This is a genomic window from Mesorhizobium sp. B2-7-2 (genome assembly GCF_006440775.1).
Taxonomy (GTDB): domain Bacteria; phylum Pseudomonadota; class Alphaproteobacteria; order Rhizobiales; family Rhizobiaceae; genus Mesorhizobium.
Genome location: NZ_VFTZ01000031.1, coordinates 20134 through 40456 on the forward strand (window position 1 = coordinate 20134; position 20323 = coordinate 40456).

At 63.7% G+C, this 20323-nt stretch carries 20 protein-coding genes; 11 read left to right on the forward strand and 9 right to left on the reverse strand.

From position 1 onward, the window contains the following. Nucleotides 1–11: 11 nt before the first annotated feature. The 3 genes from FJ425_RS28135 (at nucleotide 12) to FJ425_RS28145 (ending at nucleotide 5088) form a co-directional block, all read left to right on the forward strand. Nucleotides 12–1541, forward strand: a complete 1530-nt coding sequence (locus FJ425_RS28135) for a GGDEF domain-containing phosphodiesterase (RefSeq protein ID WP_140541476.1) — start codon at nucleotides 12–14, stop codon at nucleotides 1539–1541. A gap of 222 nt (nucleotides 1542–1763) precedes the next feature. Further along, complete coding sequence (locus FJ425_RS28140; RefSeq protein WP_140727484.1) at nucleotides 1764–3812, forward strand: elongation factor G; 2049 nt, start codon at nucleotides 1764–1766, stop codon at nucleotides 3810–3812. 778 nt (nucleotides 3813–4590) lie between these two features. Further along, nucleotides 4591–5088, forward strand: a complete 498-nt coding sequence (locus tag FJ425_RS28145) for an isoprenylcysteine carboxylmethyltransferase family protein (RefSeq protein WP_140727503.1) — start codon at nucleotides 4591–4593, stop codon at nucleotides 5086–5088. 407 nt (nucleotides 5089–5495) lie between these two features. On the opposite strand, the gene FJ425_RS28150 is transcribed toward FJ425_RS28145, so the two are convergent. Together FJ425_RS28150 and trxB are read right to left on the reverse strand one after the other, a co-directional pair. Continuing rightward, nucleotides 5496–6392 (reverse strand): LysR family transcriptional regulator, encoded by an 897-nt coding sequence (locus FJ425_RS28150; RefSeq protein WP_140727486.1) that lies wholly within the window; start codon nucleotides 6390–6392, stop codon nucleotides 5496–5498. Between the two features lie 70 nt (nucleotides 6393–6462). Further along, nucleotides 6463–7437 carry a thioredoxin-disulfide reductase gene (trxB, locus tag FJ425_RS28155; RefSeq protein ID WP_140727488.1) on the reverse strand — a complete coding sequence of 325 codons (975 nt, stop codon included), beginning with the start codon at nucleotides 7435–7437 and terminating at the stop codon, nucleotides 6463–6465. A gap of 276 nt (nucleotides 7438–7713) precedes the next feature. Between trxB and FJ425_RS28160 the strand changes: the two genes are divergently transcribed. Next, nucleotides 7714–8190 carry an Lrp/AsnC family transcriptional regulator gene (locus FJ425_RS28160; RefSeq protein ID WP_040989590.1) on the forward strand — a complete coding sequence of 159 codons (477 nt, stop codon included), beginning with the start codon at nucleotides 7714–7716 and terminating at the stop codon, nucleotides 8188–8190. Nucleotides 8191–8259: 69 nt separating this feature from the next. On the opposite strand, the gene FJ425_RS28165 is transcribed toward FJ425_RS28160, so the two are convergent. The 5 genes from FJ425_RS28165 to FJ425_RS28190 all read right to left on the reverse strand — a co-directional run bounded on the left by FJ425_RS28165 (nucleotide 8260) and on the right by FJ425_RS28190 (nucleotide 12315). Then, the gene (locus FJ425_RS28165) at nucleotides 8260–8889 is read right to left on the reverse strand and encodes an HAD family hydrolase (protein WP_140727490.1); all 630 of its coding nucleotides are present in this window, start codon (nucleotides 8887–8889) and stop codon (nucleotides 8260–8262) included. Then, nucleotides 8882–9454: an SIS domain-containing protein gene (locus FJ425_RS28170; protein WP_112126837.1), complete on the reverse strand. Its 573-nt coding sequence runs from the start codon at nucleotides 9452–9454 to the stop codon at nucleotides 8882–8884. Before FJ425_RS28170 ends, FJ425_RS28165 begins: the two co-directional genes overlap by 8 nt. 7 nt (nucleotides 9455–9461) lie before the next feature. After that, complete coding sequence (gene rfaE1, locus FJ425_RS28175; protein WP_140727492.1) at nucleotides 9462–10946, reverse strand: D-glycero-beta-D-manno-heptose-7-phosphate kinase; 1485 nt, start codon at nucleotides 10944–10946, stop codon at nucleotides 9462–9464. A gap of 151 nt (nucleotides 10947–11097) precedes the next feature. Further along, nucleotides 11098–11730, reverse strand: coding sequence for a LysE family translocator (locus FJ425_RS28180; RefSeq protein ID WP_140541483.1), 633 nt, complete (start codon nucleotides 11728–11730; stop codon nucleotides 11098–11100). Nucleotides 11731–12078: 348 nt separating this feature from the next. Next, complete coding sequence (locus FJ425_RS28190) at nucleotides 12079–12315, reverse strand: type II toxin-antitoxin system Phd/YefM family antitoxin (protein WP_140727494.1); 237 nt, start codon at nucleotides 12313–12315, stop codon at nucleotides 12079–12081. Between the two features lie 142 nt (nucleotides 12316–12457). Between FJ425_RS28190 and rfaD the strand changes: the two genes are divergently transcribed. From rfaD to waaC, 3 genes are read left to right on the forward strand one after another with little or no spacing between them, the layout of a single operon-like run. After that, nucleotides 12458–13408: an ADP-glyceromanno-heptose 6-epimerase gene (gene rfaD, locus FJ425_RS28195; RefSeq protein ID WP_140727496.1), complete on the forward strand. Its 951-nt coding sequence runs from the start codon at nucleotides 12458–12460 to the stop codon at nucleotides 13406–13408. After that, entirely contained in the window at nucleotides 13381–14388 is a 1008-nt protein-coding gene (gene waaF, locus FJ425_RS28200; RefSeq protein WP_140727498.1) for a lipopolysaccharide heptosyltransferase II, read from the forward strand. The genes rfaD and waaF overlap by 28 nt, the downstream gene beginning before the upstream one ends. Beyond that, the gene (gene waaC, locus FJ425_RS28205) at nucleotides 14385–15359 is read left to right on the forward strand and encodes a lipopolysaccharide heptosyltransferase I (RefSeq protein WP_140727500.1); all 975 of its coding nucleotides are present in this window, start codon (nucleotides 14385–14387) and stop codon (nucleotides 15357–15359) included. Before waaF ends, waaC begins: the two co-directional genes overlap by 4 nt. A 141-nt stretch (nucleotides 15360–15500) precedes the next feature. Here the strand turns inward: waaC and greA are convergent, their stop codons facing one another. After that, nucleotides 15501–15974: a transcription elongation factor GreA gene (gene greA / locus FJ425_RS28210; protein WP_095766573.1), complete on the reverse strand. Its 474-nt coding sequence runs from the start codon at nucleotides 15972–15974 to the stop codon at nucleotides 15501–15503. A 261-nt stretch (nucleotides 15975–16235) separates the two neighbouring features. Next, complete coding sequence (locus tag FJ425_RS28215; RefSeq protein WP_140541488.1) at nucleotides 16236–16769, reverse strand: tetratricopeptide repeat protein; 534 nt, start codon at nucleotides 16767–16769, stop codon at nucleotides 16236–16238. Nucleotides 16770–16946: 177 nt separating this feature from the next. Here FJ425_RS28215 and FJ425_RS28220 point away from each other — a divergent pair, with 177 nt between their 5' ends. From FJ425_RS28220 to FJ425_RS28235, 4 genes are all read left to right on the forward strand, one after another. Further along, complete coding sequence (locus FJ425_RS28220; RefSeq protein ID WP_140629839.1) at nucleotides 16947–17372, forward strand: DUF3775 domain-containing protein; 426 nt, start codon at nucleotides 16947–16949, stop codon at nucleotides 17370–17372. A gap of 75 nt (nucleotides 17373–17447) precedes the next feature. Continuing rightward, nucleotides 17448–18494 carry an extensin family protein gene (locus tag FJ425_RS28225; RefSeq protein WP_140629836.1) on the forward strand — a complete coding sequence of 349 codons (1047 nt, stop codon included), beginning with the start codon at nucleotides 17448–17450 and terminating at the stop codon, nucleotides 18492–18494. Between the two features lie 166 nt (nucleotides 18495–18660). Next, nucleotides 18661–19485 carry an extensin family protein gene (locus FJ425_RS28230; RefSeq protein ID WP_140629833.1) on the forward strand — a complete coding sequence of 275 codons (825 nt, stop codon included), beginning with the start codon at nucleotides 18661–18663 and terminating at the stop codon, nucleotides 19483–19485. A 67-nt stretch (nucleotides 19486–19552) separates the two neighbouring features. After that, nucleotides 19553–20260: an LssY C-terminal domain-containing protein gene (locus FJ425_RS28235; protein ID WP_140629830.1), complete on the forward strand. Its 708-nt coding sequence runs from the start codon at nucleotides 19553–19555 to the stop codon at nucleotides 20258–20260. The last annotated feature ends 63 nt before the right edge of the window (nucleotides 20261–20323 follow it).

A 20323-nucleotide genomic window follows, 5' to 3' on the forward strand; every position in this document is an offset into this window, starting at 1 on the left:
GGGGCGCGGACATGAGTATCTTGGCGACAATCAAAGATCACAGCGGCCGTATCTATCGCGGCATCCAGGCGTTGCTCGTGATGAGCATCGCCGCCACCGGGCTTGCGGCTTTCGCGCTGACGGAGAACGCCTCCCGCGCCGGCGCGCTCGCGGTGTCGGTGACTTCGACCTTAATGGCGCTTCTGGTGTTGATGTATATGCGCTCGAACGTCGTCCAGCGCCTGCAATCGGCGGCGGACGCCGAGGCCGAGAAGCATCGCTTTCTCACTGACGATGCCATGACAGGCGCGATGACCCGGCGCTATTTCATCGAAGCGCTGGGCGATTGGCTGAGCGGCTCGCGCAACCGTCGCCAGGCAAGTCTGCTTTTGATCGACCTCGATCATTTCAAGCAGCTCAACGACACGTTCGGCCATCAGTTCGGCGATCTGGCGCTGGCGCATCTGGTCGCGGAAGCGCAACGCATCTTCGAGGACGGCGTCATCGGCCGGCTCGGCGGCGACGAGTTCGGCATCATGGTTCCGCATGGCGACGTCGCCAGTATCGGCAAGGACGCCCGCCGGCTGCTGGATGCGATGCGGGCCGGCAAGAGACATGAAGGCAAGATCATTCCCTTGTCGATCTCGGTGGGCGTCGCGCTCGCGCCGTTGCACGCTTCGAACGGCACTGAATTGATGCTGCTGGCCGACCTCGCGCTCTACGAGAGCAAGGCGGGCGGTCGCGGCCGCGTCACCGTTTTCGACGAGGAGATGCTGTCTGACAAACGCTATCGCCGGCTGGTGGAGCGCGAGCTGCGCGCTGCGATCTATCTCGGCGAATTGGAACTGCACTACCAGCCGATCGTCGGTCCCGACGGCTCGGTCGACGCGCTGGAAGGATTGATCCGCTGGCGTCATCCCGTGCGCAGCTTGATCTCGCCGTCGGAATTCATCCCTATCGCCGAGCGCTCGACGCTGATCGACATGATCGGCGAATGGGTCTTCAAGCGCGCCTGCGCCGATATCGGGCATTTTCCCGGACGGCGCATCTCGATCAACGTCTCCGGCGAGCAGCTGAAGCGCGACGAGATCGTGACGATGTGCGACCGGGTCCTGCGCGAGACCGGCCGGTCCGCGTCGCAGTTCATCATCGAGATCACCGAGACGGTGGCGACGGCCGCGACGCCCGAGGTTCTCAGGCGCCTCGAGGCACTGCGCGGCCTCGGCTTCCACATCGCCCTCGACGACTTCGGCACCGGCCATTGCGGCTTCAACTACCTGAAGTCGCTGCCCATCGACAGCGTCAAGATCGATCGCTCCTACATCCGCAGCCTCGCCCACGACCAGGTGGCGCAGATCTTCGTTTCTGCGCTTGCCCAGATCGCCCGCATCCAGGACATCGCCATCGTCGCCGAGGGCGTCGAAACCGCGGAGGAATTCGCGCTTGCCCGGACGGCCGGCTGCAGCCGCTTTCAGGGCTATTTCTTCGGCAGGCCGGCGCCGCGCGACAAGGCAAGCGCCTTGTGTGCCGCCGCCCGCGAACCGCTCGCCCTCACAGCCTGACAAGTAAAAAATGGCGGTCTGGTGAACCCAAGCCGGCGAACGTCCTATTTTTCTTGCCCTCCCGACAAACCCGTGTGACGATGGTTTTGGGAAGAGGTGAAAACCCCGCCCGCGACGGCCGAACAGGCCGGCCGCCGCTCTGCACAGGGTGCGATCGGACGCAAACCGGTTTCCACTTTTGCTGATCGCTCTCTCGGGAAACGCCTGAGTGGAGGTTCAGCCATGGGTACTCGCGCCGGAGGACGACGCACGGGACCGAAATGCATTGCCATAGTCGGTCCCTTCGCAAGCGGTAAGACGACACTTCTCGAAGCCATCCTCGCCCGCACGGGCGCCATTCCCCGCCAGTCACCAGTTTCATCGGGTAACACCGTTTCGGACCATTCGCCGGAGGCACGCGCCCACGCCATGAGCGTCGAGGCGACCTTTGCCACCACCGATTTCATGGGGGAGCAGATCACTTTCGTCGACTGTCCCGGCTCCATCGAATTCGCCTTCGAGGCCGAACCCGTGCTTGCCGCTTGCGACCTCGCGGTCGTCGTCGCCGAGGCCGATGAGAAGAAGATCCCGGCGCTGCAGCTCATCATGCGCAAGCTCGACGATCTCGCCATTCCGCGCATCCTTTTCCTCAACAAGGTCGACAAGGCGGTCGCGGGCGTGCGCGAGACGCTGAAGATGCTGCAGCCGGCAAGCACGGCACCGCTGCTGCTGCGCCAGATTCCGGTGCGCAAGGACGGCATCGTCATCGGCTCGATCGATCTGGCGCTGGAACGCGCCTACATCTATCGCGAATACGCCGAGAGCCAGGTTGCCGAGATACCGAACGACGACAAGGCGCGCGAGCTGGAAGCGCGTTTCTCCATGCTGGAGACGCTCGCCGATCATGACGATCACCTGATGGAGCAGTTGCTGGAGGAGATCGAGCCGCCGAAGGACGCGATCTTCGACGATCTCTCGGCCGATCTGCGCGCCGGCGCGGTGACGCCGGTGCTGATCGGCACGGCCGAGAAGGGCAACGGTGTGCTGCGCCTGTTGAAAGCCATCCGCCATGACGCACCGGATGTCGAGGCGACGCGGAAGCGCCTGGGCGCGCCGGACGGCCAGACGGTGGTGCAGGTGATGAAGACCATTCACACCGCGCATGGCGGCAAGCTTTCGGTGTCGCGCGTGCTCTCGGGCCAACTGGCCGACGCAGCCGAGCTCTTCCTTTCCAACGGCGACACGGCGAAGGTTTCCGGCATCTACAGGATGCTCGGCAAAGACCAGTCGAAGCTGACATCAGCCAAGGCGGGCGACACGGTTGCGCTCGGCAAGCTCGACAACGTCAAGACCGGCCAGACGCTGAGCTCGGCCAAGGGCGGCATCCGGCCGCTTGTCACGCTGGAGCCACCGCAGCCGGTCTTCGCCTTCGCGCTTCGCCCCAAGGAGCGCAAGGACGAGGTCAAGATGTCGGCGGCGATCCAGCGGCTTGCCGAGGAAGATCCATCGCTCAGCCTGCGCCACAACCAGGATTCCGCCGAAACCGTCCTGTCGGGTCATGGCGAGATGCATCTGCGCGTGGTGCGCGAACGCCTCGAGGGCAAGAACCAGATCCCGATCGAGGGCCATGCCCCGGCGGTGCCTTACCGGGAGACGATCCGCAAATCGGCGCAACAGCGCGGCCGCCACAAGAAGCAGTCCGGCGGCCACGGCCAGTTCGGCGATGTGATGATCGAGATCAAGCCGCTGCCGCGCGGGTCTGGCTTCCAGTTCTCCGACACCATCACCGGCGGCGTGATACCGAAAACCTATATCCAGTCGGTGGAGACCGGCATTCGCGACTATCTGAAGACGGGCCCGCTCGGCTTTCCGGTCGTCGATGTCGCCGTCAACCTGTCGGACGGTTCCTACCACGCGGTCGATTCCTCCGACATGGCCTTCCAGATGGCGGCGAAGCTCGCGATGAAGGAAGGCATGGCCGCCTGTTCGCCGGTCCTGCTGGAGCCGGTGATGAAGGTCGAGATCGTCACGCCCTCCGACGCGACCTCGAAGATCATCGCGCTGATCCCGCAGCGGCGCGGCCAGATCCTCGGCTATGATGCAAGGCCCGACTGGCCGGGCTGGGACGTCGTCGAGGCGACCATGCCGCAGGCCGAAATCGGCGACCTGATCATCGAGCTGCGCTCGGCGACCGCCGGCGTCGCCAGCTACAAGGCCGCGTTCGACCACATGGCCGAGCTCACCGGCCGGCTGGCCGACGAGGCGATGAACGCCAACGGCAAAGCGGCCTGAGCAATTCCGGGTGAGCGGTTTTCCGTCCGGAGTTGCGTAAGAACAAGGAGATAGTGCGGTTCGCCGTTTCTGTGAAACGGTGAAACGCACGAGCAGGTCGGCCTGTCTGGCAGGCTTCTGTTGGAGATACCAAAACGGCGTCCGGATGATCCGGACGCCGTTCCTATTGCGGACCGTTCTCCTGGGAGGCAACGGCTAGTCCGCCGCATCCGGAAAAAAGGTTCGGACGCGGTGCTTGCCTGAGCCCGGTCTTTCGAGTGATGCCCCCATCTCCCGAACCGACCAACCGCGTCCTATCGTCTACTTAAACGATAGAGTGGGTCTGCGACATGTTACCCGATGTTACATGTCACTGTTACGCGGTGGATTCAGTCGTTTTCTTGCCGGCTCGAAGGCGTGCGGGCAACAAAAAAGCCGGATCAATAAAGATCCGGCTGAGTTTGATTGGAAGTGCCGATTAAGGCTAACCTCCAGAGGGGAACACTCGAGGGCGCTAATGGGAGGAGAACGCGCCCCGGAGATGCGACTATATATGTGCTCATCATGCCCAAGAAACAAGCATCTATTTTGCAACACACGCATGCAAAAAGACGCAGGCTGTGGTCCAACCTGTTCATCGAAGCCATAGGACCAGAAAAGTCGCCGATTCCGGCGCGTTTCCGGCGCTAAAGCGACTGCTTAAAAGCAAACCGAGCCGATTTTGCTCGGAAATGTGCAGGACGGCGAAATGATGTCGATTTCGGCAAGCCGAGTTTATTTTTACGGCAGGAGACCGATGATGCGAACTTTTTCAGCAATCGCCGGCAGCGCGATGTTCCTTGTCGCAGCGCCGGGCGTCGTCGCCGGCTTGGCGCCGTGGCTGCTGACCGACCATTATCGCAAACCTCTGTCGGCTCTGCCGGGCTTCGTGCCTGTGGGCTCGATTCTTGTGATCGGAGCGGCCGCCATCCTGCTTCATGCGTTCGCCCGCTTTGCGCTTGAGGGCCTGGGCACGCCCGCTCCCGTGGCGCCGACCGAGAAACTGGTCGTCGGCGGCGTCTACCGCCATGTGCGCAATCCCATGTATGTGGCGGTGTTGGCAATCATCCTGGGCCAGGCACTGATCTTTTCGAGCTGGGCGGTGCTGGTCTACGGCCTCATCGCCGCGGCGGCGATGATCTCCTTCGTCAAGCTCTATGAAGAGCCGACGCTCGCCAGCCGCTATGGCGAAGAATACGAGGTCTACCGCCGCGCCGTGCCCGGCTGGCTGCCGCGCCTGACACCCTGGCGCGGATAATCCGTGCTCAGGGGTGCGCCCCTGCCTAGTGGCGCTGCACAGGGATTTTGACCGTCGGCTCTGGGTGCGTTGGCAGGTGGCATGCGTTGGAGATTGGCCGAAACGCCCACCGCGATCGTCATTCTAGGGCGAAGCAGGAGCGAAGCTCCGTCGCGAAGACCCTGGAATCCATGCCGTTACCTTCGCCAAGGATCGCTACGGAGCAAAATTCTGCACCGTGGCGGCGCTTCCAAGTCGCGGCATGGATTCTATGGTCTGCGCGTCGCTTCGCTCCTTGCTCCGCCATAGAATGACGAGGTTGGGGCGGCTTCAACCAATCCCCGGCGTTTGCGCTGGTTTCACGGCAATGAACGGAAAATCTTGCACCACGACAAACGGCAACCTTTCAAAATCCCTGTGTCGGAGAACTAGTAGGACCAGCTGCGCGCCTTGGCGATGATAAAGTCGCGAAACACGTGCAGCTTCGCCTGGTTCTTCATCGCGTCGGGATAGGCGAAATAGGTGTCGAAGGACGGCACCTCGGTCTCGGGCAGCAGCTGCACCAGGTCCGTGTCCTTGTTGATCACATAGTCCGGCAGCATGGCGATGCCGGCGCCGCCCTGCACCGCCCGCTTGATCGACAGGATGTCGTTGATCTGCAGCGTCGGCACCCGCTGGCCGCCCTCGAAATCGCCGACCGTCTCCAGCCAGTTCAGCTCCGACAGATGCGAGGGCACCGGCAGGCCGAAAGTGACGATGCGGTGGTTCCTGAGCTCGGCGATAGAGGCCGGCCTGCCGAACTTGGCGATATAGGACGGCGCCGCATAGAGGTGGAAATGCACCGTGAACAGCCGGCGCTGGATAAGGTCGGGCTGCTGCGGTTGGCGCAGCCGGATCGCGCAGTCGGCCTGGCGCATGGTGAGGTCGAGCTCCTCATTGGCCAGGATCAGCTGCAGGCTGATCTCGGGATAGAGCTCGATGAATTCCTGCACGCGCTCGGTCAGCCAGCCGGCGCCCAGGCCCACCGTGGTCGTCACCCTGAGCACGCCCGACGGCCGATCCTTGGTTTCGGTGAGCCGTGTCTTGATGGTTTCCAGCTTCATCAGTACGTCATGCGCCGTGCGGAACAGCATCTCGCCCTGCTCGGTCAGCACCAGGCCGCGCGCATGGCGGTGGAACAGCGCCACGCCGACGTCGTGCTCCAGCGCGCTGACCTGCCGCGAAATGGCCGATTGCGACAGGTGCAGCGTCTCGGCGGCATGGGTGAACGACCCAGCCTCCGCCGCTGCGTGAAATACGCGTAGCTTGTCCCAGTCCAGCGCCATGATTCCCCTCGCGTTGCTTCGGCGTCTGAATGAAAAATCAGGCTTTTAAACGGCTTCTTTCAGCCGATTGTCATTCCGCCGCTTCGCGGTGAACCTCGATGCCCGCCAGATATTTTTCCGCCTCGAGCGCCGCCATGCAGCCAAGTCCGGCCGCCGTCACCGCCTGGCGGTAGACGTCGTCGGTGACGTCGCCTGCGGCGAACACGCCGGGCATGTCGGTGCGGGTGGAATCGGGCGCCGTCCACAGATAGCCGTTCGGCTTCTGCTTCAGCTTGCCGGCGAAGAGCTCGACCGCCGGCGCATGGCCGATGGCGACGAACACGCCGTCGACGGGCAGCTTCGATTCCTGGCCGGTCACCACGTTGCGCAGCGTCAGGCCCTCGACCGAGGGCGGCAGCGGCGCCTTGCCCGGCCGTCCGGTGATCTCGTCGACGACCGTGTCCCAGATGACGCGGACATTGTCCTTCTTGAGCAGACGCTCGCGCAGGATGCGCTCGGCTCGGAAGTCGCTGCGCCGGTGGATGACGGTGACGCTCTTGGCGAGGTTCGACAGATAGAGCGCCTCCTCGACGGCGGAATTGCCGCCGCCTACCACCGCGACGTCCTTGCCGCGATAGAAGAAGCCGTCGCAGGTGGCGCAGGCCGAAACGCCGAACCCCATGAAGGTCTGCTCCGACGGGATGCCCAGCCACTTCGCCTGCGCGCCGGTGGCGATGATCAGCGCATCCGCGGTGTAGACGGTGCCGGAATCGCCGGTCGCGCGGAACGGCCGCACATTGAGATCGACCTCGGTGATGATGTCGTTGATGATGTCGGTGCCGACATGCTCGGCCTGCTTGAGCATCTGCTCCATCAGCCACGGACCCTGGATCGGATCGGCGAAGCCCGGATAATTTTCCACGTCGGTGGTGATCATCAATTGGCCGCCCTGCTGCAGGCCGGCGACCAGCATCGGCTTCAGCATGGCGCGCGCGGCATAGACCGCCGCCGTGTAGCCGGCCGGGCCGGAACCGATGATGAGAACGGGCGCATGTTTGGTGTTCATGAAAGTCCCCTGCGGCGCGCAGCCGTGGTTTGTCGCGGCTAATGTAAGTGTTGCCCGTGAGACCAGCAAGGCAAGTTGGCTTTCGTCCCCGGAAAGCTTCGTTCCCCGCATATCAGGCCATATCGCCGCCCCTCACCGATGCACGTCGTCCGGAGAGATGCGCGGCTCTGGGATCACCGCATGCATCAAAAGAAGGAGAAAATCATCGTAAAGGGATGGCCTCCCAGGCGAAACCAAATTACAAAATCGCGAAAGATTCTTGCGCGAAAGCCGTCCATGCCGCTCAAAGCCGATCTCGATGCCATCGACTGGAAGATCCTGCGCGAACTGCAGGGTGACGGCCGCATGACCAATGTCGAATTGTCCAACCGGGTCGGCATTTCGGCGCCGCCCTGCCTGCGCCGTGTCAGGCGGCTGGAAGAGGCAGGCATTATCCGCGGCTACCGCGCGCTACTGAACGCGCCGGCGCTCGGCATGGATGTCGTCGCGTTCTGCCTGATCGGCCTGCATCATCAGGCCGATGCCGAGCTGAAGACCTTCGCCGAACGCACACGCGGCTGGCCGATCGTACGCGATGCCTGGATGGTTTCGGGCGAATCCGATTTCCTGCTGCACTGCGTGGCGAGCGATCTCGGCACCTTCCAGACCTTCGTCATCGAGGAACTGGCCTCCGCTCCCAACGTGGATACCGTACGCACCGCCTTGACCATCCGGCGCGTCAAGGACGAAGGGCTTGTCGCCTTTCCAACTTAATGTGCCGGTTTCCGGAAAATCATCTGCAAAAACAAAGGGCTTAGCGCCGGGCTTTGAATCAACCCGCGATCAGAGCGACCGTATCGCGGCAAGCAGGTCCTCAACGTGGTGAGCGCCGCGCAACGGCGAAACCGAAAACCCGCCTATCGTCGAGCCTTCGCCGTCCACCAGCCAACCACGCGCAAGGCCGGCGCGCTGGCCGGCTTCCATATCGGCCGGCTTGTCGCCGACGATCAGCGATCGGCTGAGATCGAGGCCGAGGCGGCACCCCGCCTCCAGCAGCATGCCCGGGTTGGGCTTGCGCATCGGATGATCGGCAACCGCCAACACGCCCCTGCCGGCCTCGTGGTAGGCGCAGGCAAGCACCATGTCGACGAAGGCCTTTTTCTCAGCCAGCAGCCCAAGCACGCGCCCGTTGACCCGCGCAAACGCGTCCCAGCCGAAATAGCCGCGCGCGATGCCGGACTGGTTGGTGACGACAATGACCGGAATGCCGTGCTCGTTCGCGGCCTCGATGACCGGCGCGATGCCGTCGCGCAGCTCCATGGCCACTGGATTGTCGGGATAGCCGGTATCGACATTGATGGTGCCGTCACGATCGAGGAACAGCGCCGGCCGGCCGGCCGGAAAGCTCCTGGCGGTGGTCCGCTCGACCCAAAGACCCGGCTCGGCCAGCGGAAAGCCTTCGCTTTCAGCCATTGCTGAGGCGCGCTTCGACCGCCTCGCACAGATGGTGATAGAGGCACAAATGCCCCTGCTGGATGATCGGCGTCGAAGTCGACGGCACGTTGAGCAGAATATCGGTCAGCGGCTTGAGCTTGCCGCCGGTTTCGCCGGTCAGGCTGATCACCGTCATGCCCATCGCCCGCGCCTGCTCCGCCGCGGCAAGGATGCTCGGCGAATTGCCGCTGGTCGAGATGGCCAGCAGCACCGCGCCTTCCGATCCATGCGCCTCGACCTGGCGCGAGAACACGGTGTCGAAGCCGTAGTCGTTGCCCCAGGCGGTCAGCACTGCGGCGTTGGCCGGCAACGCGATGACGTTGTAGGCCTTGCGTTCTTTCAGAAAGCGGCCGACCAGCTCGCCGGCGATGTGGATGGCGTCGCTGGCCGAGCCGCCATTACCGCAGATCAGCAGAGCCTTGCCTTGCGACAGCGCCGTCACCACGGTGCTCACCGCGCGCTCCATCTCGCCGGTGAGGTCGCGCTCGACCATCGCCGATATAGCCGCCGCGGAGCGGACCAGGTAGTCGTTCAAATCGGACATGAGACCCTCAGTTTGCGGCACGCAGCTTGCCGATCGTGTTCGTCGTGCTCTTGCCGGCGACGAGATCGACCAGCACCACGCGCCCGCCCGCCTTCTGCACCACGTCAGCGCCGACCACGGTCTCGACCGTGTAATCCGCGCCCTTGACCAGAATGTCCGGCAGAAGCGCCTCGATGAGCTTGAGCGGCGTATCTTCCTCGAAGACGACGACGGCGTCGACCGAGGCAAGCGCTGCCAGCACGCAGGCGCGGTCATGCTGGCTGTTGACCGGGCGCCCCGGCCCTTTCAGCCGATGCACCGAGGCGTCGCTGTTGAGGCCGAGCACCAGCCGGTCGCACTGGCTGCGCGCGGCATGCAGCAGGCTGACATGGCCGGCATGCAGGATGTCGAAACAGCCATTGGTAAAGCCGACGGTCAGCCCTTCTTCCTTCCAGGCAGCGACCATCCTGGCCGCGGCATTGAAATCGAGGATGGCGTCCTGATGGCCGGTCGGCCCGTGCGAGCGGAACAGCGCGCCGGATAGCTCCTCGACGTTCAGCCGCGCCGTGCCGCGCTTGCCGACCACGACGCCGCCGGCCGCGTTGGCGATGACCGCGGCATGCACCCGGTCGGCCCCGGCGGCGAGCGACAGCGCAAAACTCGCGATGACCGTGTCGCCGGCACCGGAGACGTCGAAGACTTCGCGCGCCTGGGTGGAGATGTGGCGGGCATCCTCGGCGGAGATCACGCTCATGCCCTTTTCGCTGCGCGTCGCGACGATGAACTCGAAATCATGCGTGGCAATCAGGTCGCGCGCCGCGGCCACGATCTCGTCGTCGCCGAACACCTTGCGCCCGACCGCCTCGCCAAGCTCCTTGCGGTTCGGCGTCACAGCCGTGGCGCCTGCGTAGCGCGCATAGTCGCGTCCCTTCGGATCGACCAGCACCGGCTTGCCGGCATCGCGGCAGATCGCGATCAGCTCGCCGGCGACGCCGTCGAGCAGGATGCCCTTGCCGTAATCGGAGAGGATGACGATGTCGGCGCGGCCAAGCGCCGCCTGGAAATGATCGATGAGCTTCGCCCGCTCGGCCCCGGTGAGCGGCTTGATCTCTTCCTCGTCGAACCGCAGCACCTGCTGGTTGAGCGCGCTGAAGCGGCTTTTCGATGAGGTCATGCGGTCCTGGTGCTGCAGGAGGCCGTCGGTGTCGACGCCGATCTCGCTGAGCATGCGCATCAGATTGTTGCCGGCCTGATCGGCGCCGATCACTGAAACGGGGATGGCGGCCGCGCCCAACGAAACGATGTTGGAGACGACATTGCCGGCGCCGCCCATGTTCAACGTCTCGCCCTTGCCATGCAGCACGGGGATGGGGGCTTCCGGCGAGATGCGCTCGATCACGCCGCTGACGAAACGGTCGAGGATGAAATCGCCCACCACCAGCACGGTGACGTCGCCGAACCGGGCGATGGTGCGATGCAGAGGTTCCGGAGAGGGCAGATTGTGCTTGATCATCTCACTCGAGCTATGCCTGAAGGAGGCCGGACTTGATTAGATTTCAGCGCCGGAATTGTGGCGCGGGCTGCTCAAAGCGATGCCGATATACCGCAATTCGGGAGAGCGCAACGGCAGGCCTGGTGGACCGCAGCCGGAGCCGGCAGCGCAATCAGCTTCTCTGAAGGGCGACGTGGACGCCGAGGCCAACCAGCACGGCGCCGCCCGCTCGCTGCATCAGGCGCTGCGCGCGTCCCGAACGCCGCAGCCGCGCTATCATCGCGCCGGCAAGGAATACGCACACGACGTCAGCGGAGGAGAACATCAGGTTGACGATGGTTCCAAGCACGACGAACTGCAGCCAGACCGGGAACGCCGCCGAGGCGTCGATGAATTGCGGCAGGAACGCCATGAAGAAAATCGCCGTTTTCGGATTGAGCACCTCGACGGTGATGCTTTCGAAGAAGGCGCGGCGGGCCGATTTCCGCTCGATGGCGGGCAGAGCCATATCGCCGTCCGCCCGTTTGCGGAACATGGCAACGCCGAGCCAGACCAGATAAAGCGCGCCGATCAGCTTGACCGCCAAATAGAGCGGCGGCACGGCGTGGAACAGCACCGACAGGCCGGCGGCCGCGGCAAAAACATGGAAATAGCCGCCGAGATGGATGCCCAGCGCCGCCGTAAGCCCGGACCAGCGGCCGCGCGCCATGGTCTGCGCGGCGGCATAGAGCATGGCGGGACCGGGGATATAGGCGAAGATCGCGGTGGTGGCGAAGAAGGCGATGAGTAGTTCGGTCGACGGCATTTGTTCCTCATGATCCGGTCTCTGTCAGGCTTCGCCTTGCTGGCCCGATCTCCATACCGGCGATACCACAGATACGAATATCTTCGAATTCCTCCAACATCATTCAGGCTGGCGCTGCCCCTCACCTGCCTGCCGGCATCCTCTCCCCGTATAGTGACGGGGAGAGGGGAACTGCGATCGACGGTTTCGCCAATCGCCAACGTTGTAGGAAAGGCGGCAAGGTTGCGGCCAGCCCTTTCTCCCCGTCACTATACGGGGAGAAATGCCCGGCAGGGCAATGAGGGGCAGCGCTGACGTAACGTGATTGTCGACATTCAGCCTGAAGCGACCGGGATCTCGGCGCCCGATCTAATCGCCACTCCCTCGGGCAGCGTACTCTTCGAGCATCTCGACATGTTCGGCCGGGGCGTCTTTGGCAGCGTAAGCGCGACGGCTGTCGTTGGCGAAGCGAGCCTCGTAGGCCTCGATGCTCATCAGGACATATCTCGGCTTGTTGTGACGGGTGATGAAGACAGGCTGCTGGCTCGCAGCCGCAAGCACGTCACCGAGATTTTGTTTCAGATCAGTAGACGGGTATTGCTTCATGAAGGCCTCCATTTTGTACAAAATAGGCAAAACAGACGAAATAGACAAGCTCAAACGACCTAAGGTGGGCGGCGCCTGCTTTGTCGACAGCCCGACTGGCCTCCCCTATAAGAGCCGGAATCGCAAGCAGCCAGAGGCCTTCATGATCATCGTCACGGGCGGCGCCGGCATGATCGGCTCCAACATCGTCGCCGCGCTCAATGCCGAGGGCCATGACGACATCGTCGTCGTCGACGACCTCACCGACGGCCGCAAGATCGCCAACCTCGCCGACCTTCGCATCGCCGACTATCTCGACAAGGACGATTTTCTCGCCCGGCTCGAGGACGGCGCGGTCGGCCGCATCGAGGCCGTCTTCCATCAAGGCGCCTGCTCGACCACCACCGAATGGAACGGCAAGTTCATGATGGAGGTGAACTACGCCTATTCGAAGCGGCTGCTGCATGCCTGCCTCGAACTGCGCGTGCCTTTCCTCTATGCCTCCTCGGCCTCCGTCTATGGCGGCGGCAGCGAATTCCGCGAGGAACCCGATTTCGAGCGCCCGCTCAACGTCTATGCCTATTCCAAGAAGCTATTCGACGACTACGTCCGCCGCACCGTCTTCGACACCGATCATTCACAGGTCGCCGGCCTGCGCTATTTCAACGTCTACGGCCCGCGCGAAGCGCATAAGGGCGCCATGGCCTCGGTCGCCTTCCATCTCTTCAACCAGGTCGAACGTGGCGAAAACCCGAAGTTGTTCGGTGCCTATGGCGATTTCGGACCCGGCGAGCAGAGCCGCGATTTCATCCATGTCGGCGATGTGGCCGACGTCAATCTGTGGCTGTGGAAACGCGGCGCGAGCGGCATCTTCAACTGCGGTACCGGCCGCGCCCAGCCGTTCCGCGCCATTGCCGAGACGGTGATCGACACGCTGGGCCAGGGCGAGATTGAATTCATCCCCTTCCCCGACCATCTCAAGGGCAGCTACCAGAGTTTCACGCAGGCTGATATGTCCCGCTTGCGCGCGGCCGGCTACAATGGCCAATTCCGCACAGTCGAAACCGGCGTCAGGGACTATGTCGAATGGCTGAAGGCCCAACGATCCTCGTGATCGGCCCACGCTGGGTGGGCGACATGGTCATGGCGCAGTGCCTGTTTGCGGCGCTGAAGGAAAAACATCCGAATGCGGCCATCGACGTGCTGGCGCCGGCCTGGGCTGCCCCGCTGGTCAAGCGCATGCCCGAGATACGCAGCCAGATCGACTTTCCTTTGATGCCGGGAGCGCTCGAATTCCGCAGCCGCAGGCGCTTCGGCCGCCTGCTGCGCGGCCGCTACGACATGGCCTATGTGCTGCCGGGGAGCTGGAAATCGGCGCTGATCCCGTTCTTCGCCCGCATCCCACATCGCGTCGGCAATCTGCGTGAGATGCGCTACGGCCTGCTGACGGATGTCGTACCCCTGCCCGAAGCGCTGAAACGGCGCACCGCACGCGCCTATTTCGGCCTCGCGCGCGGCGGCACTTTTCGCGCGCCGCGTCTTACCGTCGACAAGGCCAACCAGGCCGATCTGCTGGTGCGCTTCGGGCTGACCGCGAAGAAATTCGTGGCGCTCATGCCCGGCGCCGAATTCGGCCCGGCAAAACGCTGGCCGAGCGATCGCTATGCCGGGCTTGCCCGAGACATGATGGCCAAGGGCTTGGGCGTCGCGCTGCTCGGCTCGAAGAACGATGCCGACGTGACCGGCGAGATTGCAGCCCTTGCGCCGGGTGCCGTCGACCTTGCCGGCAAGACACGCCTCGAGGACGCCATCGACCTGATCGCCGCGGCGAAGCTTTCGGTCTCGAACGACAGCGGCCTGATGCATGTCGCGGCGGCCGTCGGGACGCCGATCGTCGCCGTCTACGGTTCGACCTCGCCGGAAAACACGCCGCCGCTCAGCGAGCGCTCTGAGCTGATCTGGCTGCATCTGTCCTGCTCGCCCTGCCACAAGAAGGTCTGCCCGCTTGGCCATCTCAACTGCCTGAACACGCTCGACGTCGCCCGCGTCACCGCAGCGGCCGACCGCTTGCTCAAGGTTCCGGCAGCGGCATGAAAGTGTTGATCGTCAAGACATCGTCGATGGGCGATGTCATCCACACGTTTCCCGCCGTCGAGGACGCGGTGCGCAATCGCTCCGATATAGATTTCGATTGGTGCGTGGAGGAGCCGTTTGCCGGTATCGTGGCTCTGCATCCGGCGATCGGCACCATTCATAAGGTGGCGGTTCGGCGCTGGCGCAAGCGGCTTCTCGACGGCGCCACGTGGCGCGAGATGACCGGACTGCGCGGCGCGCTCCGCGCCTCCCGCTACGATCTGGTCATCGATGCGCAGGGCTTATTGAAATCGGCCCTGGTCGCCATCCAGGCCGGCGCGCCGATTGCCGGCTTCGACCGGGCGAGCGCCCGCGAGCCGTCGGCGACGCTTTTCTATCGGCATAGATATGCCGTGCCGCGCGACCTGCACGCCATCGAACGCACCAGACGGCTGTTCGGGCTGGCGCTTGGCTATCAGCCGGATTTGTCGGCGCTCGATTCCGGCATCGTGCCGCCGGCGGGCAACCTGCCTGGCATCGACGGGCAGACCGCCTTCCTGCTGCACGGCACCAGCCGCGAGGACAAGAAATTGCCGGTCGAGGATTGGATCGAAACCGCGCGCCGACTGGCCGACCGGCAGTTCACACCGGTGGTCACTTGGTCGAATGAAGCGGAAAAGAAAGTGGCGGAAGCCATTGCCGGTGCCGTGCCAGGGACGGTGCTGGTTGCGAAATCGCCGCTCGCCGACGTCGCCGCGATCCTCGGTCGCTCGAAGTTGGTCATCGGCGCCGACACCGGCCTCACCCATCTTGCCAGCGCCTTCGGCCTGCCGACGGTCGCCATCTTCCTGGCGACCGAACCGGGTCTCACTGGCCCGCGCGGGCCTTTCGCATCGACCTTGCTTGCGCCTGCGGGCGGCAAGGTCACGCCGGCTGACGTGATGACTGAGGTTGAGCGCCTGCTGGCGCTCAGATCAAACGCGCCAGCGTGAGGGACCTTTTCAGAATTCGCTCTGGTGAGTCGAATAGCGTGGTTTTCGAGAACCGGAGCGGAGTGTACTTAAAGTACGTGAGCACCGGAAGCGCAGAAAACCGCGCTAGTCGACCGCCAGAGTAGAATTATCAAAAGGTCCTTAGATAAACTGCACCTGGACGATCTCGTACCCTCGGGCGCCGCCCGGAGCATTGACCTCAATGGCATCGCCGACTTCCTTGCCGATCAGCGCACGCGCGATCGGCGATGAAATCGAGATGCGGCCGGACTTCACGTCCGCTTCCTGGTCGCCGACGATCTGGTAGGTCTTCTTTTCCTCGGTGTCCTCGTCGACGAGCACGACAGTTGCACCGAATTTCACCTTGTCGCCGGAAAGCTTCGAAACGTCGATAACCTCGGCGCGCGCGATCAGATCCTCGAGTTCGTTGATGCGGCCTTCATTGAGGCTCTGCGACTCTTTCGCCGCGTGATACTCGGCATTTTCGGACAGGTCGCCATGCGAGCGCGCTTCGGAAATCGCCTCGATGATGCGAGGACGCTCCTCCTGCTGGCGCCAGCGAAGTTCTTCCTTCAATGACGCGAACCCCTCGCCTGTCATCGGGACCTTGATCATAGCCTGACCTTTCTGCCGCCACCCCCGTTTTCGGGAGGGACCTTGTCAATAGGTACAAAAAGAAAACGGTCCGGCAGCCTCGGGCTAACGGAACCGTCTCACCACAATTTCCCTGAATATAGCGATCTTTGCGCGATTTTCACGCCCAAAAATTGAAGTTCGGCAAAATGATCACCGCTTTCGCGGGTCCGCGGCTGACGGCGAGCAATAAAAAACCGGCTGCGATTGCTCACAGCCGGTTCGAGAGGCTTCGAGCCCTGTTCAGCTCCTCAGGAAATGATCGATCTGCTCGGACAGCATGCCATATTCGCGCGAGCCCTTGCCGGTCCGCTTTTCGATTTCCTGGAGCTGCTGCTGCGCGCCGGCGAGATCGCCGATCTGCAGATGCGCCTCGCCGAGATATTCGCGCACCAGCGTGTAATTCGGGTCGATCCGCAGCGCTTCCTCGTAATAGCCGAGGCCGACGGTGACGCGGCCCGAATGGCGGTGCGAATAGCCGAGATAGTTGAGGATGCGCGGATCCTGCTTGTTGGCGGCGAGCGTCAACACCGAGATCGCTTCGTCATAGCGCCCGGCCATCGCCAGATCGTGGCCGGCCTCGTAGATGCTGTCGTCGTCCAGCATGCCATATTGCGGCTTAACGCATTTGTTCTTCTTCTTGTCCCAGACCTCGCCCTTCTTGCAGGTGGTCGTCTGGCCACCGCTGCTGCCGCTTTCGCCAGCCGCAAATGCCGGTGCAACGAACAGCGGCAGCGCCGCAATAGCCATGACCTGAACAAGTAAACGTCTGCGCATCGAAGCCTCCGTGAGTGTGACAATGCCAGATTAACGCCGCCTTGGCGCGGTTTCATCCCGAAATGCGGACGACTGCCTAACTATTTTGAACGGTCGGACAGTAGCCGATACCTGCGGACGTGACGCGCGCTTTAATTCCGCTATCATCGGACCAAGCGCATCACGTGGAGAAGGACCGTGCAGCAGCGCCTCGAGAAGGAGTGGGAACTTTCGATCGATCCGGACACGGTGCGCCTGTTCATCCTCAAGGCGAAGGCGCTGAGTGCTGCCGTCAACGAGGACTATGACGACGGCGCTGAGCACGAGGTCGAATTCGACGGCGACACCCATGACAGCCACCATCATGACGGCCTTGTCGAGGAAGCCTCGGAAGACCTGACCGAGGAAGAATTGCGCGAGCTGATCAACGATCTCAATATCGACGAAGCGGCCGAGCTGATCGCGCTCGCCTGGGTCGGGCGCGGCGACTATGAGGCATCCGAATGGGCGGACGCGGTGGCCGCCGCCAGGGAGCGTCCCAGGAAGCGCGCGGCCAAATATCTGCTCGGCCTGCCGATGCTTGCCGACTGGCTGGAGGAAGGCCTTGAAGCCATCGGCGCGTAACGCGCCGGTAACCGATTGTGATCGGCAAGGCAGCCGACACAGGCAACTTCGCAACGCGACCGCCGTTTCGGGGCGATGGCAACGCTGAGCTTTTCCCGATTTTGCAGATTGGCGCTGCCTGTGGCGGCTGCGGTGCTGCTGGTTACGCCGGCCATGGCCAAGCATCATCATCGGCATAAAAGACACCTGCCGCCGGCCAGCCAGAGTGCCGCTCCGGCTCCGGAAACGCCGCCGGCGACCCCGGTTCCAGGGTCGCGTCCGCAGGATCTGGAGAACGGCACTGAGAAGTCCGGGCAAGGCAAGCCGCGCGCGGACGGCAGCGACGACGTCCTCAACCAGCAGAAATCGCATCCGAAATGGGACGCCCGTCCGCCGCGTTCGAAGAGCGCTCAATCCGCGCCGCGGACGGAATCCGAGCCGCAGACGCCGGATGTCGTGCCGACGCCCCCGCAGAAGCCCACCGAACTGGAGCCGGAGCCGCCGGAAACCGCGCCGCAGCCATCGGAAAGACCCGAACCGCCGGGCGAGGAAAAGATGCTTCCCGATCCGCGCTCGGCCGACATGCCGGCCGACACGATGCCGGCGGAAGAAACCGCGTGCCGCGAGCGGCTGAAGGCGCTGGGCGTCGAGTTCGAGGAGCACAAGGCCGAGCACGATGCGGAAATCGGCTGCTCGATCCCCTATCCGGTAATTTTGAAAACGCTCGGCAAGTCCATCGGCATCAGTCCCGGTACCGAGCTCAACTGCCGGATGGCCGAGGCGGCGGCGCGCTTCATGGCCGAAATCGTCCAGCCCACGGCGAAGGCCGAGCTCGGCGCCGATTTGAAGTCGGTCAACCAGGGCTCGGCCTTTGTCTGCCGCCCGCGCAACGGCACCCGCAAACTGTCCGAACACGCCTTCGGCAACGCGCTCGACATCGCCAGCTTCACCTTGTCGGACGGGAGGAAGATCGAGATCGGGCCGACGCCGCCGGAGAAGGACGCAAAATTCCTCGACGCGGTGCGCAAGGCTGCCTGCGGGCCGTTCAAGACGGTGCTCGGGCCAGGCGCCGATCCCGACCACGCGCTGCATTTCCACCTCGATCTGGAGCCCCGCCGCCACGGCGGAACCTTCTGCCAATAGGTGAATTCCGAAAGTCTTGCCCGCGCCAAACCAAGAACAGCGCCGCAATTCCGCCCCATGCATGAATGCCGGCGCTGATCTTTCCTTTACTGTTGGCGGTTAACCTTGTGCCATTCGGATCATGATCCCAGTTGGGCTCGGATCTTGGGGACAAGGACGCCTTTCAATGGCTCGAGGACTTGGCGCCATGCTGGTGGCGGCGCGACGGAGCAAGCGTGTCACGATCGTCGGGCTGGCCGCGGGCGTCGCCATGGCGGCGATATCGGCCTGCACGACCGGCGACGTCTTTGCGCTGCAGCCGGCCGTCGATGTCGGCAGCCAGACGGCAGCCGTGCCGCAGCCCGATGCGCCGCAATATTCCGGAATGCAGCGTCTTGTTCCGTCCAACCCTTATATGACGCAGGCCGCCTATCCGCGCATGGACGAGCCGATGTCGCCTCTCGAGCAGATGCCGGCCAGCGAGATCGACTGCCGCAACGAGCTGAAGCGGATGGGTGTCGTCTATCAGGATGTCCAGCCGATCCATGAGGGCCAGTGCGGCATCGATTATCCGGTAAAAGTCTCGGCCATCGGCAACGTCGCCATGACGCCCGCGGCGACGCTGACCTGCAACATGGCCGCCACCTTCGCCGCCTGGACGAAGAACGAGCTGCAGCCGGCTGCCCGCTGGCGCTATTTCTCCGGCGTCAAGGCGATCCATCAGGGCTCCAGCTATTCCTGCCGCAACATCGCTGGCGAAGGCGTGCTGTCCGAGCACGGCAAGGGCAACGCCCTCGACGTCATGAGCATCGAGCTCAACAATGGCGACGACATCGACGTCCGCAAGCCCGGCCTGTTCGCCTTTCGCACGCGCGGCTTCCTCAACAATGTACGCGCCGACGGTTGCGAGTATTTCACCACGGTGCTCGGCCCCGGCTACAACTACGACCACCGCAACCATTTCCATTTCGACATCAAGAACCGCAAAAGCGGTTACCGCGCCTGCCGCTGAGGCTGCTCTGCCCAAAACGGCCAACATCGCATAAAATGGTCGCGCGTGGATTTGGGAGCGGTTGGCTGTGGGTGGGCGAAGCCTGAGACGACGCGCGGCGATCTGGATCGCGGCCTTCTGCGCCTTCTACGTGGCCCTCGCCTATCTCGCCGCGCCGGAATTCTGGACCTGGCGGGAGCGCGGCTTCCGCACCCGGCCCTTCGAGATGGTGACGCATACGCCGCAGGGCATTACCGGCGACCCGATCAATGTCGGCCTGGTCGGCACCGAAAAGGAAGTTGTCCACGCCTTCGCCGTCGCCGGCTGGGACACTGCCGATGCCGTGACGCTGCGGACCGCGATCGACATCGGCGAAAGCGTCTTGTTTTCCCGCCCCTATCCCGATGCGCCGATGAGCCGCCTTTTGTTCGAGGGCCGAGCCCAGGACCTGGCCTTCGAGAAACCGGTCGGCGACAGCGCCGACCGGCGCCACCACGTCCGCTTCTGGCAGACGGACACGGTGGGCGACGACGGCCGCCGGCTCTGGCTGGGCGCCGCGAGCTTCGACCGCGGCGTCGGCCTCAGCCACGATACCGGCGCCGTCACCCACCATATCGGCCCCGACATCGACGCGGAGCGCGACTTCCTGATCGGCGATCTGAAGACCGCCGGCCTTCTGGCCTCCACCAGCGAGATACCCGGGATCGGCGCCACCAAGGCCGGACGCAATGGCGGCGGCGATCCCTATTTCACCGACGGCATGGCGGTGATCGGCGTTCTGAAGACGCAGCAGTGACGGCGCACCCGTCACGCGCGCGCTGACGCCGAAGGTGCGCGTCGTCGTCGACGCGCTTGTCGG

Bases quoted from the DNA above. Each gene is read 5' to 3' on its own strand.
- FJ425_RS28135 (WP_140541476.1), top strand. From the start codon at position 12: ATGAGTATCTTGGCGACAATCAAAGATCACAGCGGCCGTATCTATCGC.
- FJ425_RS28180 (WP_140541483.1), bottom strand. From the start codon at position 11,730: ATGCCGTCGACCGAACTACTCATCGCCTTCTTCGCCACCACCGCGATC.
- FJ425_RS28140 (WP_140727484.1), top strand. From the start codon at position 1,764: ATGGGTACTCGCGCCGGAGGACGACGCACGGGACCGAAATGCATTGCC.
- waaC (WP_140727500.1), top strand. From the start codon at position 14,385: ATGAAAGTGTTGATCGTCAAGACATCGTCGATGGGCGATGTCATCCAC.
- FJ425_RS28225 (WP_140629836.1), top strand. From the start codon at position 17,448: ATGGCAACGCTGAGCTTTTCCCGATTTTGCAGATTGGCGCTGCCTGTG.
- trxB (WP_140727488.1), bottom strand. From the start codon at position 7,437: ATGAACACCAAACATGCGCCCGTTCTCATCATCGGTTCCGGCCCGGCC.
- FJ425_RS28165 (WP_140727490.1), bottom strand. From the start codon at position 8,889: ATGGCTGAAAGCGAAGGCTTTCCGCTGGCCGAGCCGGGTCTTTGGGTC.
- rfaD (WP_140727496.1), top strand. From the start codon at position 12,458: ATGATCATCGTCACGGGCGGCGCCGGCATGATCGGCTCCAACATCGTC.
- FJ425_RS28145 (WP_140727503.1), top strand. From the start codon at position 4,591: ATGCGAACTTTTTCAGCAATCGCCGGCAGCGCGATGTTCCTTGTCGCA.
- FJ425_RS28170 (WP_112126837.1), bottom strand. From the start codon at position 9,454: ATGTCCGATTTGAACGACTACCTGGTCCGCTCCGCGGCGGCTATATCG.
- waaF (WP_140727498.1), top strand. From the start codon at position 13,381: ATGGCTGAAGGCCCAACGATCCTCGTGATCGGCCCACGCTGGGTGGGC.
- greA (WP_095766573.1), bottom strand. From the start codon at position 15,974: ATGATCAAGGTCCCGATGACAGGCGAGGGGTTCGCGTCATTGAAGGAA.
- FJ425_RS28215 (WP_140541488.1), bottom strand. From the start codon at position 16,769: ATGCGCAGACGTTTACTTGTTCAGGTCATGGCTATTGCGGCGCTGCCG.
- FJ425_RS28230 (WP_140629833.1), top strand. From the start codon at position 18,661: ATGGCTCGAGGACTTGGCGCCATGCTGGTGGCGGCGCGACGGAGCAAG.
- FJ425_RS28190 (WP_140727494.1), bottom strand. From the start codon at position 12,315: ATGAAGCAATACCCGTCTACTGATCTGAAACAAAATCTCGGTGACGTG.
- FJ425_RS28150 (WP_140727486.1), bottom strand. From the start codon at position 6,392: ATGGCGCTGGACTGGGACAAGCTACGCGTATTTCACGCAGCGGCGGAG.
- FJ425_RS28160 (WP_040989590.1), top strand. From the start codon at position 7,714: ATGCCGCTCAAAGCCGATCTCGATGCCATCGACTGGAAGATCCTGCGC.
- rfaE1 (WP_140727492.1), bottom strand. From the start codon at position 10,946: ATGATCAAGCACAATCTGCCCTCTCCGGAACCTCTGCATCGCACCATC.